9 protein-coding genes are annotated in these 14,652 nt (G+C 32.5%); 5 read left to right on the top strand and 4 right to left on the bottom strand.

Annotated features, from left to right (window positions below):
- Positions 1 to 9 precede the first annotated feature (9 nt).
- From GGR97_RS04565 to GGR97_RS04555, 3 genes are all read left to right on the top strand, one after another.
- A complete protein-coding gene (locus GGR97_RS04565) occupies positions 10 to 1,485 on the top strand; it encodes a RagB/SusD family nutrient uptake outer membrane protein (protein WP_167897333.1) in 1,476 nt (491 codons plus the stop codon).
- Positions 1,486 to 1,730: 245 nt separating this feature from the next.
- Positions 1,731 to 4,874: a TonB-dependent receptor gene (locus GGR97_RS04560; protein ID WP_167897332.1), complete on the top strand. Its 3,144-nt coding sequence runs from the start codon at positions 1,731 to 1,733 to the stop codon at positions 4,872 to 4,874.
- Positions 4,875 to 4,903: 29 nt separating this feature from the next.
- Positions 4,904 to 5,935 carry an alkaline phosphatase D family protein gene (locus GGR97_RS04555; protein ID WP_167897331.1) on the top strand — a complete coding sequence of 344 codons (1,032 nt, stop codon included), beginning with the start codon at positions 4,904 to 4,906 and terminating at the stop codon, positions 5,933 to 5,935.
- A 78-nt stretch (positions 5,936 to 6,013) separates the two neighbouring features.
- On the opposite strand, the gene GGR97_RS04550 is transcribed toward GGR97_RS04555, so the two are convergent.
- Positions 6,014 to 6,628 (bottom strand): Crp/Fnr family transcriptional regulator, encoded by a 615-nt coding sequence (locus GGR97_RS04550; RefSeq protein ID WP_167897330.1) that lies wholly within the window; start codon positions 6,626 to 6,628, stop codon positions 6,014 to 6,016.
- A 449-nt stretch (positions 6,629 to 7,077) separates the two neighbouring features.
- On the opposite strand from GGR97_RS04550, the gene GGR97_RS04545 reads away from it, so the two are divergent.
- Complete coding sequence (locus GGR97_RS04545) at positions 7,078 to 8,550, top strand: tetratricopeptide repeat protein (RefSeq protein ID WP_167897329.1); 1,473 nt, start codon at positions 7,078 to 7,080, stop codon at positions 8,548 to 8,550.
- 222 nt (positions 8,551 to 8,772) lie between these two features.
- Here the strand turns inward: GGR97_RS04545 and GGR97_RS04540 are convergent, their stop codons facing one another.
- Together GGR97_RS04540 and GGR97_RS04535 are read right to left on the bottom strand one after the other, a co-directional pair.
- Entirely contained in the window at positions 8,773 to 11,352 is a 2,580-nt protein-coding gene (locus GGR97_RS04540) for a glycoside hydrolase family 3 C-terminal domain-containing protein (protein WP_167897328.1), read from the bottom strand.
- 170 nt (positions 11,353 to 11,522) lie between these two features.
- A complete protein-coding gene (locus GGR97_RS04535; protein WP_167897327.1) occupies positions 11,523 to 12,290 on the bottom strand; it encodes a TatD family hydrolase in 768 nt (255 codons plus the stop codon).
- Positions 12,291 to 12,365: 75 nt separating this feature from the next.
- Here GGR97_RS04535 and GGR97_RS04530 point away from each other — a divergent pair, with 75 nt between their 5' ends.
- On the top strand, positions 12,366 to 13,352 hold the full coding sequence (locus tag GGR97_RS04530) for a glycoside hydrolase family 113 (RefSeq protein ID WP_167897326.1): 987 nt from the start codon (positions 12,366 to 12,368) through the stop codon (positions 13,350 to 13,352).
- Positions 13,353 to 13,354: 2 nt separating this feature from the next.
- Here GGR97_RS04530 and GGR97_RS04525 read toward each other — a convergent pair whose 3' ends face one another.
- Entirely contained in the window at positions 13,355 to 14,647 is a 1,293-nt protein-coding gene (locus tag GGR97_RS04525; RefSeq protein WP_167897325.1) for a voltage-gated chloride channel family protein, read from the bottom strand.
- Between the last annotated feature and the right edge of the window lie 5 nt (positions 14,648 to 14,652).

The raw sequence follows: 14,652 nt of genomic DNA, 5'->3' as shown, positions 1-14,652 counted from the left end.
ATACTGACGATGAAATTATATAGTAAACTTATAAAGACCATAAAATATAGTTCAATAGTATTATTAGCAGGTTTAACATCTTGTAATGATGATTATTTAGAGGTAGGTGCCTATGGAACCCCTTTATTAGAGAACTTTTACGAAACACCAACAGATGCAGAGCAAGGTTTAAACGCAGCCTATTCTCCAATGAGAGAAATGTATGGTGTAGAAAATTTTTTAGCATCTAACTCAAACGATTTTTTGTTTGGAGACATTGGAACAGATGATATTTTAAAAGGAGGGGCTAGAGTAAATGATGGGCCTCAGTTATTTGAAAAAGAAACATATACATTACAAACTTCAAACAACTCTATTAGAGCAGTGTGGGATGTAAGTTATAAGGGGGTGCTGTATGCTAATTTAGTATTGCAAAAAGTTCCGCCAATTACTTTTGATGATCCAGATCAAAAGAAACAAATTTTAGCTGAAGCTCGTTTTTTACGTGCCTATTATTATTTTGATTTGGTAAACTCTTTTGGTGGTGTACCTTTAATAGATGAACCCTTAGAGCCAGGTAAATATGCAGTTCCAAGAGCTACAGAAGCAGCTATTTATACGTTTATAGAAGACGATTTAAAAATTGCTATTCAAGATTTACCTTCTAGATTTACTAAAGGAGCAGAATACTTAGGGCATGCAGATAAAGGAGCAGCTTTAGGATTAATGATGCGTGTATCTTTGTATCAAAATAAAATGAGTCAGGTTCAAACTTACGGAGAGCAGTTTTTATTATTGCCAGGTTACGAATTAGAAGCTGATTTTGGAACTATTTTTAATCCAGAAGGAGAGTGGGGAACAGGTTCAGTTTTTGAAATTAACTATGCTTCTAACACTAGTAAATTAGGTAGTAGATTAACACATATGATGACTCCTAGGAGTAAAGGAGGAATTGGTTTTGGACAAATTAAAGAGGATTTAAGAAATGAGTTTGAGCCAAATGATCCTAGGCATGATGCTTCTTTTTACAATGTTACAGGAGGATATGGAACAGAATGGTTTAATAGAAAATATTCATGGGATCCATACAGTAATTATTCAAAACCAAATGTAGGTGGAGCAGGAAACAGCGATACTAATATTAGAGTACTTAGATTAGCAGATGTCTATTTAATGTATGCAGAAGCTATTTATGATACAGATCCTGCTACGGCAGTAGAATATGTAAATAAAGTAAGAACTCGTGCAAGAGGTACAGCGTTGCCAACAGTAGTTCCAGACTTACCATTAACACTTAGCGGACAACCTTTGTTAGATGCTATTTACCATGAAAGACGTGTAGAATTAGCAGGAGAAGGACTTAGGTATCATGATTTGATTAGAACAGGTAGAGCCGCAGCTATTTTAGGAGGTCAAGGTTATCAATCTAATAAAAATGAAATCATGCCAATTCCGTTTAATCAAGTACAATTGTCGCAAGGAGTGTTAACTCAAAATAATTATTAGAGTATAGTTTTTTTAATTTAGTTAGTTTCTTAAGCTCAATCAAATTTTAGTATTTGGTTGGGCTTAAGTGTTTTATAGGGTGTGGTGTTTAGCTATTTAAATTGTTTTTGTTGAGTGTTAAAGAAAGGGGAAATGTTATCAAATTATAATTAGAAAGTTAAGTATTGGTAAGTGTTAAAAATTAACATCCTGTTTGTTGATGCTATAAATAGTTTTGTCGCATCAAAACAAACAAACACAACAAAATGAAAACTATTAAAATTATTACAACTTTACTTGTAATTTTATGCAATTCAGTAAATCTCTTTTCTCAGTCGACCAACGCATCAATAAAAGGGAAATTTACAGACAAACAAGGAGAGCCTTTATTGGGAGTTACTGTGTTAATTCAAAATACAGATACTGGTTTTAAAACAGGAATTAATACCAACATGGAAGGTGAATTTATTTTACAACAATTACCTTTAGGACCTTATAGTTTTAAAGCTTCTTACATAGGTTTTGCTACTGTTACCAAAAACAATCTTTCACTAAATCAAAACGATGAAATTACGCTAAAAATTCAAATGGAAGAAAGCGTAAACGATTTAGAAGCTGTGGTCTTAAAAAGCAATGGTATAGTAAAACGTATTAAACAATTAGGAGCTTCTACTAAAATTAGTAGTCAACAAATTAAAAGTTTGCCTGCCGAAGGAAGAAACTTTACCCGATTAACAAGTTTATCTCCATTACAAGGAGGAGGGTCTTTAAATTTAGGAGGACAAAGAAGCACATCTACTAATGTTACCATTGATGGTGCCAATGCAAGAAATACGTTAACAGCTGGTGAAGTAGGACGTGGACCTTTTACCATTTCTCAAGAAGCAATTCGTGAATTTGAAGTTTCTACCAACGATTATACCGTAACACAAGGTCGTCAAAGTGGAGGGTCTTTAAATGCCGTAACAAAATCTGGAACAAATGAGTTTCACGGAAGCGCTTTTTCTTTTTACAGAGCAGATGCTTTGCAAAGTGAGTATAACATTAGTGGACAAAAAAGAGAAGCCGATTTTTATACGCTACAAACAGGTGTTAGTTTAGGAGGACCTATTATTAAAGATAAATTACACTTTTTTGCAACCTACGAAAGACAAGATGCAGGAAGCCCAGTAACTATTGCAGATATTCAGTCTGAAGATGATGAAAATAGATATGGAATTACTCAAGATAACTTAGATCGTTTTTTAAACATTGCTAGAAATCAATATGGTGTAAGCAATGCAAAACAAGTAGGGCAATTTGATAGAGAAACAACAGCAAATAATTTATTTGTAAGATTAGATTGGCAAATTAATGACAAGCACACATTAACACTTAGAAACTTATTTAATAAGTATGAAAGTCCAATGAATACCAGCGATAATTCAGATTTTGAAATTGCAGAAACTTGGTCAGATTTTGAATCAAAAGAAAATAGTACATTACTTTCTTTACGTTCAAAATTATCATCAAAAGTAACTAATGAGTTTAAATTACAATACCAACATGCAGAACGTGGATATTTACCAAGTTCTCAGTTACCAGATGCCAACATTCCACGTGCTATTGTAGATGTTACATCAGATTTGCCAAACGGTAACACAAGATCTAGAACGGTTCAGTTAGGGGGACAACGTTATTCTCCAGAAACTAACTTAGAAAAACAAGTACACATTGCCAATACTACATACTTAAACTTAGATAAAGTAAACTATACATTTGGTACAGATAATACTATTACTTACCTAGAAACATTATTGTCTAACGAACAAAACGGACGTTTCTTTTTTGATTCTTTAGATGATTTTGAAAACGGAGTAGCAAGCAGATATGCAAGAGAAGTACCTTTAAATGGAGTTGCTCCAATAGTAGAACAAACCGTATACGATTTATCTTTATTTGCCGAAGCTGATTTTAACATTCATAAAGACATTAATGTAATTGCAGGTTTACGTTGGGATGCAACTATTTTCTCTAAAGCAGGAGCATTCAACCCAGTGGTATATAATGAACTAGGAATCCGTACAGACAACCAACCAATGGATTTTAACAACATTCAGCCAAGGTTGCAAATGACTTGGAATGTCAACGGAAAAGATAAAGATATTTTAAAATTAGGAGGAGGAATGTTTTCTTCTCAACCACATTATTATGCACAAGTAAACAACATTCAAAATAGTGGAGTGTTACTAGGAGCTATAGATGTAACAGGTAACAATGTACCTACACCAGATTTTGAAGCTTACAGACAAGATCCATCAACTGTTCCTGGAGTACCAGATGGTGAAACACCTTTTTCTACCATTAACGCAGTGAGCGATGATTTTGAAGTACCAACTACGTACAAAGCCAATTTAAACTATACTCACTTTTTTGATAACGGAATGTTTTTAGGAGTAAATGCTTTGTTAAGCCACACAACAAACAACTATACGTATCAAGAAGCCAACTTAAAAGACCAACCTGAGTTTATTACTCCAGAAGGAAGAGAGGTTTTTGTACCTGCAAATACTATTGGTGTAAACGGAAATGTAGACTGGAAAGAATCAAGAAAATCTGATAAAGTAGGTAGAGCTTTGTTGTTAACGTCTGATGGAATTTTAGATCAAACAGCTTTAATTATTAATGGTGGAGCAGAAATAGGAAAAGACGGTTACATAAACGCAAGTGTAACGTTTAACAAAACCAAAGACAATTCTTCTTACAACTGTTGTGTAGCAAATACATCTACATTTTTACCAGTAAAAGGAGATCCTAGAGATTTAAACTATGGATATTCTGACAATCATTTTGATACCAAAGTAATTGTAAACGGAGCAACACCAACATGGGAAGGGTTTAAATTAGGAGTTACTGCTATTGGTACAGGAGGATCAAGATATTCTTTTAAAGTAGATAACACCACAAGTGTTAACGGAGATTATAACCTTAGTAATGATATGGCTTATATCTACGATCCTAAAGATCCAAACACTCCAGCAGAAATTGTAGAAGCTTACAACCAAATTTTAAACGACCCTGAAACTCCAGAGAGTTACAAAGAATACTTAAAAAATAGCTACGGAGGATTTGCGGAAAGAAACGGAGGAAAAAATCCATTCTATTTTACAGTAGACCTGCGTTTAACAAAAGATATTAAACTGTATAAAAAACACAATTTACAATTGTCTGCAGATGTGTTCAATTTTGCCAATTTATTAAATAAAGATTGGGGAGTAAATCACAACTATGGAAACAGAGAATTAATGAAAGTAAATGGATTTGATCAAGCAACAAAATCTTACAACTATACTGTACAAACAGGAGCAGGAACAGAACCTATAGGAGGAACTCCTTGGAGATTACAAGTTGGTGCCAAGTATTCGTTTTAAATCGTTAATCAATAAAAAAGACAAATAACATGAAAAATATATTTTTAATACTTACAACGGTTTTGCTATTCTCTTGTAAGAACAATAAAAGTAATACAACAACACCTGTTGGTTCTACAAATAAAACGGAAGCTACTTCCGATTTTACCTTAACCTTTGGTTCTTGTAACAAACCTAGTAAAACCAATGTTTTATGGGATGATGTACTAAAATTAAATCCAAATGTATGGATTTGGGGAGGAGATAATATTTATGGTGATTCTGAAGACATGAATAAAATTAAATTGGACTATGAGTTGCAACACCAACAAAACGGATATGCTGAGGTGGTTAAAAACACCAAAGTAATTGGAACTTGGGACGATCATGATTTTGGAAAAAACGATGCTGGAGTAGAATTTCCTAAAAAGAAAGAAAGCCAACAATTGATGTTAGATTTTTTTGGAGTACCTAAAGATTCTCCTAGAAGAACTCAAGAAGGGGTATATTCATCAGAAGTGTTTACTACCGATAAAGGAAGTATTAAAGTAATTTTATTAGATACTCGTTATTTTAGAACAGGAATTTCTAAGGCAGAAATTAATGGACTACAAGAAGGAAGAACTATATTAGGAGCTGCACAATGGGAATGGTTAAATAATGAGTTGTACAATTCTAAAGCTAATTTTAATGTAATTGTAAGTAGTATTCAAACAATTGCCCAAGATCATCCTTATGAAAAATGGGCAAATTTTCCGAACGAAAGAGAAAAACTGTTAAACATGATTGCAGTATCTAAAGCTAATAACGTAATTCTTTTATCGGGAGATCGTCATATTTCTGAATTTTCTAAGTTAGAACGTGAAGGAATTGCTTACCCGTTAATAGATTTTACCTCTAGTGGATTAACTCATGCAAGTTTTAACTTTAAAGGAGAACCTAACTCTTTAAGAAAAGGAGAAGTAGTTCACACGCTTAGTTTTGGTGTTTTACAATTTAATTTTGATGAGAACAAAGTAACTATGCAAATGCGTGGTGATGATAACAAGGTTCAACAAGAAATAGTACAAGTGTATCCTTAAATATATTGTACTAAAAACAAGTTTAGTTTTTAAGTTTTGTAGAAGTATAAAGGGAGCTATATTAAGCTCCCTTTATTTTTAAACTTTTTCTAAAGCTTGAGAAATACTTTGACGAGTGGTTCCTATTAAATCTCCTAAATCTTTTTGAGTTAACAAATCAAATAGAATATATTCATCACCTACATAGTCATGAATTTGATTGTTAAAATAACTTTTAAGGTAACGGAGCTTTTCTAAAGTTCCTTTTTCGTTAGACATTTTTACCTTTTTTTCTGCATTACACCAGCGTTTTACCAAATAGCGAATAAACCAATCGGTAAGTATAGGGTCTTGTAAAATAGCAGATTTAATAAAGTCTAAATCGTAAACTCTAATTTTACAGTCTACAATGGTTTTGGAATATTCGTAGAATTGATTGTTGTTGAGGTATTCAAAATTTCCAAAAAAATCTCCATCTCCAATAATATCATATACAAACGGAGTTCCTTCTTGGTTGTAGCTTCCCAATTTTACAGCACCTCTTACAATTTCATATATTTTTTTAGATTTAAAAACAGCTTTATAAACGTAATTTCCTTTTAGTTTAATGGTTTCGGTTACATATAAATCTATATCAGGATAGTTTTCTTTTAAATGTTCAAAAACATTAAAATCAGAAAATTTTCTAATAGTGGCAGAACGTAGGTTTATCATATCTATTTTATATAAATTAAAAAGAGGTGTAATTTATTTATAGCATATTAGATGAAGCTTAGCTTAGTATTAAAACTATAATATGTTTGATACGTTAATTATCTTGTATTCGTAAAAAGAATAAATAAAACTTATTGATTTGGTATTGTATATCAGTAGTGTAAAGATGATGTTATATGTTTTAAAAAAGGGATTTGGGTTTTGTGTTCATAATTATATTAGTAGTAGTTTATGTAATTGTTAAACTTGTTAAAAAAGTTAGTGTTAAATAAATTATTTGTTATTTTAAGTAGATTATTTCTTTTACAGAAATTTCAAAAGAATCTAGTCGGATCAATTCTTTCCTCTGTCTTTTTTAAACACAAAATAGAAATCCATAATTACCACAAACGTTATTCATATGGTAGTATTTGATTAAGTTGAGTATTGTTTTTAGTTAACTTTGTAGCATGTTAAATTCTCTTCGTTTTTTAGTGGTTGGTTGTTGGTTGATAAGCAGTAGTGTGTTGGCACAAAACAGCTTACAAAAAAGTATAGAACAAGATTTACAAAAAGCAAAAGACTTAACAACACATGCCTATTATCCGGAGGCTTATGACAAGCTTTGGAATGTGTTAATTCTATCAGATTCATTACACAATTCTAAAATTAAATACAAAGCATATAAAAATTTATCTCAGTTATATTCTATTTTTCATGAAAAAGAAAAAGCCTTTATGGCTATAGATTCTATGTTTGTATATGCAAAACAACAAAAGGTGTTTACAAACCCCAAGGTAAAATCTAACTTATATTACACTGCTGCATTAACGTATAGAATGAATGATGAGTATGATGTGGCCACTAAATATTTAGCTATTAGCGAACATATTTTGGATTCACTACATAGTTCTTTTAACGATAAGTTGTATGTCCTTACAGAAAAAGCTCATTTGTACACATTAACTAAGAATTACAGCGCTTCCGAAAAACTTTTAACAGAAATAGTTCAAAAGGTTTCTAAACAGCATCATTATGCATCTATTATCAATTCAATGTTGGGTGATTTGTATGCTCAAAAAGGAGAAAATAAAAAAGCACTCACGTATTACAATAGAAGTTTAGAAATTTTATCTAAGAAAAAAAACAGAGTTGGTTTAAAAGTAGGTTTATTAGAAAAAACGGCCAAAATTAATGGCAAATTAGGAATGTATAAAATCGCTTTTCAACAAATGACAAGTTCTAAAGTTTTAGGCGATAGTTTGTTTGGCGGGCAAAGTGAACGTAACAAGGAGCTGTTCGAAATTAAAGATTCTTATAGAACAGCTATATTACAAAACAAAAGAATTCAAAAAGAACAAGAGTTAAAACTCATCAAAACTCAAAAAGAGAAGTTAAACATACAGTTAATTTTCTCAACTATTTTATTTATTCTTACGGTAATTGTATCGTTTTTTGGAATGAAATTAATTCGTAAAAAACATGCTACAGAAAAAAAGTTAGCCAGAGAAAGAGCTCGTGCTGAGGTTGAAATTAAAGAAAAGGAATTAGCAGTTACAGCCTTACAATTAATGCAAAAAGACAAATTGCTAGAGGAAATAAAGAAAGGATTAGAGAATGTTAAAAAAGATAAAGACGATGTTTCTGTAGAACAAATAAAAAGTACCATTAAAGTAAATGCAACCAAAACTTGGGAAGAATTTGAAACCCGATTTGTACAAGTAAATAGTTCTTTTTATGAATCGTTAAGTCACAAACATCCTAATTTAAGTAGAAATGAGTTGAAACTTTGTGCATTGATAAAACTTAACTTTTCTACCAAAGAAATGGCTCAACTTTTAGGTGTTTCTGCAGACAGTATTAACAAAGCCCGATATAGACTTAGAAAAAAACTGGCTTTAAATAGAGATGATAATTTGGTTGCCTATATTAATAGTATTTAAGCATCTAGATTCTGTTCAATGTATTAACTTTTAGGTGTTCGAGCAAAGTTGAGAACCTACCTAGTTATTGATACAGAAAATGTTCGCCATATAATAATAGTCACACTTCTTCCAAAAAGTAGAAATCACCCAAGAACCCTAACAGCATAAAAAAACCTCAGACAATATAAAATCATCTGAGGTTTGTACTTATTATAAGTTCACTAAAAACTGTAATCTATTTTACTTAGATTGATCAATAATTTTAGAAACTACAAAAGGCTTTTCTTCACCAGGAGGAATAATTTTAATAGACTCGTGTTCTACGTTTCCACTTCTAGTTTTAATTTTTAAACGTACTGGTTTACCATATTCTGGTGGAATTGGAATTTTAATAGCCAATGTGCGTTGATTGTTTAAAATGGTATAGGTTTTAATAGCGTTGCCTGCCATAAACGTTTCTATAATAGATTCTTTACTAGCCGATTTAAAGTTTAATTCTGCATTCCAAGTATTTACATAAAATCCTGGATCTACAAACGTAATTTCATATTCTATCCACTTAGAGTTGTCTTCTTTGTTTTTAACAACGGTATTTTTTGTTGTATTATTTTGGTACAAATAATCCCAAGATTTACCGTGTTTTTCGGCATCAAAATTATAGTAAGCACTTTTTTGTCCGACTTTAATTTCTGGTAAATTACCACCTTTAACATCAATAGTTTTGGTAGCTATAATGTTTTCACTAGAGTTACCCACCAAAATTTCAAAAGTTCCTTTTTTAACCATTAGCTTTCCTTTTTTAGTGTTGTAATAAGAAAAAGCTTCGTAAGGAATTTGAATAGCTACAGTGGTTTGTTTCCCTGCTGCTACAGACACACGTTTAAATCCTTTTAAAGCTTTAATGGGTCTGTTTTTAGAAGATTTAACATTGCGAATGTATACTTGAACAACTTCATCACCATGTAAAGTTCCTGTATTGTTTACAGTAGCAGTTACTGTTACAAATTCATTGGCTTTTAATTTCTTTTTGTCTAGCTGAACATCACTAATATTAAAATCAGTATAGCTTAAACCAAATCCGAAAGGATACAAAGGTTTTCCTTTAAAATACATATAAGTTCTGTTTCCTCCTGCCATTTTGTAATCGTGAAAATCTGGCAAATCATTATCGGATGCATACCAAGTAGCGTTTAATTTTCCTCCAGGGTTTACATCACCAAACAATACTTTTGCCAAGGCAGTACCTTGTTCTTGTCCGTTTGGCCAAGCACACACAATACCAGGAATGTTTTTTTGTTCCCAAGCAATAGCTGTAGGTCCGCTAGGAACTAATACCAATATGATATTTTTGTTTACAGCTTGTACGGCTTTGATTAATTTATGCTGATTCCCCGGTAGTTTTATCGATTTTCTATCGGTGTTTTCTGTAGAAGTAGTTTCATCATTCCCTACAACTAAAATTACTTGATCTGATTTTTTAGCCAAAGCTACAGCTTCTGCTATTTTGGAGTCATCATCGTTTTTAGCAGTTACATTACAACCTTCTGCAAATGCTACATTGGCATGGGTATGGGCTTTGATACCGTCTAAGGGACTTACTTTGCTTTTAGGATGTCCAGAGTATATTCCCATCCAACATCTATCTGCAAAAGGACCAATCATGGCAATGTTTTTTAAATCCTTTTTTAGAGGAAGTACTTGATTGTTTTTTAACAATACAATAGATTGTTCAGCAGCTTTTAATGCCAGAGCTTTGTGCGAATCAGATTCTAAAACACTAGCAGGAATTTTAGAATATGGATTCAATGCAGGATCATCAAAATCACCTGTCATAAAACGAAGTCTAAGCAATCTGGCAACTGTAATGTCTAATTTTTTTTCTGTTAACAAGCCTTTTTCTAGTGCTTTAGGCAATGCACTTACCATTGGAGCTTGTTTTTCTTTATGTCTAAAACATTCTTGATCAACACCTGCTTTTATAGCCATTGCAGCAGCTTCGGGTTGTGTTTTTGCATACTTCATTCTTTTTTCAAGACCTTGCACAGCAGCCCAATCTGCAATTACATATCCTTTAAATCCCCATTCGTCTCTTAATACATCATTTACCAACCAATTGTGTGCTGTACAAGGAATTCCGTTTAAACCGTTTAATGCGGTCATAATTCCTGTTGCTTTCTCATCTACAACACAGGTTTTGTATGCAGGAAAGTAGTATTCGTATAAATCTTTTTTGCCAATGTTAGAATGTATCCACTCTCTTTTTGTTTCTACATTGTTAGCTACATAGTGTTTTACAGTGGTAACCGTTTTTACATAGTTAGGGTCGTTTCCTTGCATTCCTCTAACATACATACGTGCAATTTCTGACATTAAGTGAGGATCTTCACTGTAACATTCACCATTTCTACCCCATCTAGGGTCTCTGGCCATATTTACAGTAGGAGAAAACATCATTACTTCTTTTTCCCCCATGTTTTTTAAAGCTCTTGCTTCGTTAGAAATAGCAGTAGCAACATCAAACATTAAATCAGGATTCCAAGTGGCACCCATGGCAATGTTTTGTGGAAATTGAGTACAATTCCATCCAATAATTCCGTGCAAAGCTTCACCGTACCATTCAAAAGATGGAATTCCTAATCTTTTAATTTCTGGAATTCTAGATCCGCAATAGCTAATTTTTTCTTCTAGAGTCATTTTGGACAGTAAGTCCTGAACTCTATCATTAATGTTTGCATTCGGATTTTTCCAAGTTTGTGCAAAAGAGCCAAAACTTAGTAAGAATAAAAACGCAGTCAATAATGCTGTTTTAAAGTATTTCATAAGAATAAACGTTTTAAAATGATTATTCTCAAATGTAATTTTAGAAATTAGAAAACAAGAAAAATAACGATGGACATTATTAGGACAAGTCCCGTTTTAAAAGATTTGTGGTAGTAAATAAGAGTTTTGTTGTTACAGAATTTGTTTGATGTTTTTTGAGTAGATACATATTACACTCCAAAAACATCTATACTGTTTTGTGTGGTAATTGCTGCAATTTCATCTAAGCTTTTCTGATAGATGGTAGCTAGTTTTTCGGCTACATTAATTACATAGGCAGATTCATTTCTTTTTCCTCTAAAAGGAGTAGGGGCTAAATAAGGAGCATCGGTTTCTAAGACAATATGCTCTAAAGGAATTTCGGCTAAGAATTTGTCTATTTTTCCGTTTTTAAAAGTAGCAACTCCACCAATTCCTAATTTTAAGTTGTATCCAATCGCTTTTTTAGCATCTTCTAAGGTTCCTGTAAAACAGTGAAAAATTCCGAATAGTTTGTTAGATTTTTCTTCTTCTAAAACGTCAAAAACTTCTTTAAAAGCATTTCTACAATGTATGTTAATTGGCAATCCCAATTCTTTAGCCCATTGTACCTGAATCTTAAAAGCTTCTTTTTGCTGTGTTACATACGTATCGTCCCAATACAAATCCATTCCAATTTCCCCCACGGCCACAAATTTTCCTGTTTCTAGCCATTCACGAGCTATGTTAAGCTCTTCTTTATAATTTTCTTTAATATGTGTAGGATGAACCCCCATCATTAAATGTACGTTGTTTGGGAAAGCCTCTGAAACGTTAAACATACTTTGAGTGTATTCAGAATCTACAGAAGGAATAAACAAACGCTGTACACCTGCGTTTATAGCACGTTGAATCATCTCATTTCTGTCTTCATCAAATTGTTCGCTATTTAAGTGGGTATGGGTGTCTGTAAAAATCATTTGTATAAAATTTGTAGCAAAGATAAGTATCGATATGTTTTTGAGTAATTTTAAATCGATTTAAAAATCATAGAAATGAAGTTTTGTAAAAAGTATCTGTTTATTGTCTTTAGTTTGTTAACTGTAGTGTCTTGTTCTCAAAAAAAAATAAATGGAGTTAGTTTGGTGTCTCCTCCAAAATCTGTAAATGAGGTTCCTTTTGTGGATTTACATCAAATTAATGCCAATTGGGTAGCTATTATTCCGTTTGCTTTTTCTAAAGATACAGCTCCAAATGTTTATTTTGATCACGACCGTCAGTGGTGGGGAGAAAAAACGGAAGGGGTTGTGGCTATGATTAATTTTGCAAAAAAACAGCAATTAAAAGTGTTTTTAAAACCCCATGTATGGCATAGAAAAGGGTGGATAGGAGATTTTACGCTAGAAACAGAACAAGATTGGGAGGTGTGGGAAAAAGAATACACGGATTATATTTTAAGCTATGCCAAAGTAGCACAAGAACAACAGGTAGAATTGTTTTGTGTGGGTACAGAGTTAAAACAAGTAGTGTTAAAAAGACCTTTATTTTTTAAGGAATTAATTAAAAAAGTAAAACAAATCTACAAAGGAAAACTAACTTACGCAGCCAATTGGGACAATGCAGAAGGTGTAAATTTTTGGCAAGAATTAGATTATATTGGGGTAGATGCTTATTACACACTGTCCAATAAAAAAGAGCCTAGTGTTGATGAATTAATTAAAGCTTGGCAACCTATAAAACAGAATTTACATGAACTAAGCAAAAGGAATAACAAGCCTATTTTGCTTACAGAATATGGTTTTGAAAGTTGTGATTTTAATACCAAAGATACTTGGGGGAGCAATGGAATATATGCTGTAAATGAACAAGCTCAAGCCAATGCTTATAAAGCTTTGTACAAAACATTTTACAATCATAATTGGTTTGCAGGAGGCTTTTTGTGGAAGTGGCATTTAACAGAAACCACGTTTAGAAACAAATCAAAAACGTTTACACCACAAGGAAAAAGAGTGATAGATGTTATTAAAAATCAATTTAGGTAAATTTATTTTCGATCAATTTTTCCTAAAGTATTTCCTTCTTCTGTAGTGTATTTGTCAGTTTTAGAAGTACCCACAATTTGAGAAGTATAAATTCCTGTGTGACCCGAAAATACATAAGCGGTTACACAGGCAATGGCTATATAAACTCCACTATCCATACCAAATAATTCAATTCCCATTAGCGTACAAGCAATAGGGGTGTTGGTAGCACCAGAAAATACGGCTACAAATCCCATTCCGGCAAGCAAACCAATTGGTAAAGGAAAAAAGAAGGCCAAAGCACTCCCTAAAGTAGCTCCAATAAAAAACAAGGGAGTTACTTCTCCACCTTTAAAACCAAAGGCAATACAAAAAGTGGTTAAAATTAATTTTATAGCAAAATCGTAACTGTGCATACTTGTAACAAAAGAATCTAAAATGGTAGGAATTCCTAATCCTATGTATTTGGTTCCAATAAAATAAACAAGTACAGCAATGGCAGTTCCACCTACAACAGGTCTTAGTGGAGGATATTTAATAAGTTTAGAAAATTGACTAAAAAAGTGAACTCCTTTAGAGAAAAAAGTACTTACAATTCCAAAAATAATTCCAGCCAATACACACCAAAAAAAAGTGCTAATGCTTAATTTGGGAACTAAGTTTATAACATAATTTGTGTGGGGTACGTGTAAATAATGAGCTACTTCTCTAGACGCAAAGTTAGCAACCACAGCAACCAACAAGCAAGGCAAAATAGCATTGTATTTTATTTTACCAATCAATAAAACTTCTAAGGCAAAAACAGCACCAGCCAATGGAGTTCCAAACAAACCTGCAAAACCACTACTAATTCCCATTAGTATAATAATTCTACGATTGGATTTGTTCATTTTTAGCCAACCCGAAAACTGATCGGCAATAGCTCCTCCAATTTGCACAGCAGTACCTTCACGTCCTACAGAAGCTCCAAATAAATGAGAAACAACAGTTCCTATAAAAATAAAAGGAGCCATTTTAAAAGGAATAATATCTTTGGGAGTATTTAGTTCCTCTAATAATTGATTATTTCCTTTAGCAACGGACTGTCCGTAGTAGTGGTATAAAAGCCCCACAAACAAACCTCCAACTGGTAATAACCAAATAATAACTTTATTAGCTTCTCTGTAGTTTGTAGACCAGTTTAAAGAGGCTAACAAAGCAGCCGAAGCTACACCTACCAACGTACCAATAACAACAGATAAAACCAGCCATTTTAAAAACTCTTTTATAATAGTTGGGTATTCTGATAGTGAGTATTGCTTACGGATAGCGTTCATTTTTA

Origin of the sequence: Wenyingzhuangia aestuarii (assembly GCF_011927765.1) — a bacterium.
Classification (GTDB): Bacteria; Bacteroidota; Bacteroidia; order Flavobacteriales; family Flavobacteriaceae; genus Wenyingzhuangia; species Wenyingzhuangia aestuarii.
This window is presented reverse-complemented; position numbering and strand designations above follow the sequence as displayed.

Excerpts from the sequence above, each read along its gene's own strand:
- GGR97_RS04565 (WP_167897333.1), top strand. The coding sequence starts at position 10 with ATGAAATTATATAGTAAACTTATAAAGACCATAAAATATAGTTCAATA.
- GGR97_RS04560 (WP_167897332.1), top strand. The coding sequence starts at position 1,731 with ATGAAAACTATTAAAATTATTACAACTTTACTTGTAATTTTATGCAAT.
- GGR97_RS04555 (WP_167897331.1), top strand. The coding sequence starts at position 4,904 with ATGAAAAATATATTTTTAATACTTACAACGGTTTTGCTATTCTCTTGT.
- GGR97_RS04550 (WP_167897330.1), bottom strand. The coding sequence starts at position 6,628 with ATGATAAACCTACGTTCTGCCACTATTAGAAAATTTTCTGATTTTAAT.
- GGR97_RS04545 (WP_167897329.1), top strand. The coding sequence starts at position 7,078 with ATGTTAAATTCTCTTCGTTTTTTAGTGGTTGGTTGTTGGTTGATAAGC.
- GGR97_RS04540 (WP_167897328.1), bottom strand. The coding sequence starts at position 11,352 with ATGAAATACTTTAAAACAGCATTATTGACTGCGTTTTTATTCTTACTA.
- GGR97_RS04535 (WP_167897327.1), bottom strand. The coding sequence starts at position 12,290 with ATGATTTTTACAGACACCCATACCCACTTAAATAGCGAACAATTTGAT.
- GGR97_RS04530 (WP_167897326.1), top strand. The coding sequence starts at position 12,366 with ATGAAGTTTTGTAAAAAGTATCTGTTTATTGTCTTTAGTTTGTTAACT.
- GGR97_RS04525 (WP_167897325.1), bottom strand. The coding sequence starts at position 14,647 with ATGAACGCTATCCGTAAGCAATACTCACTATCAGAATACCCAACTATT.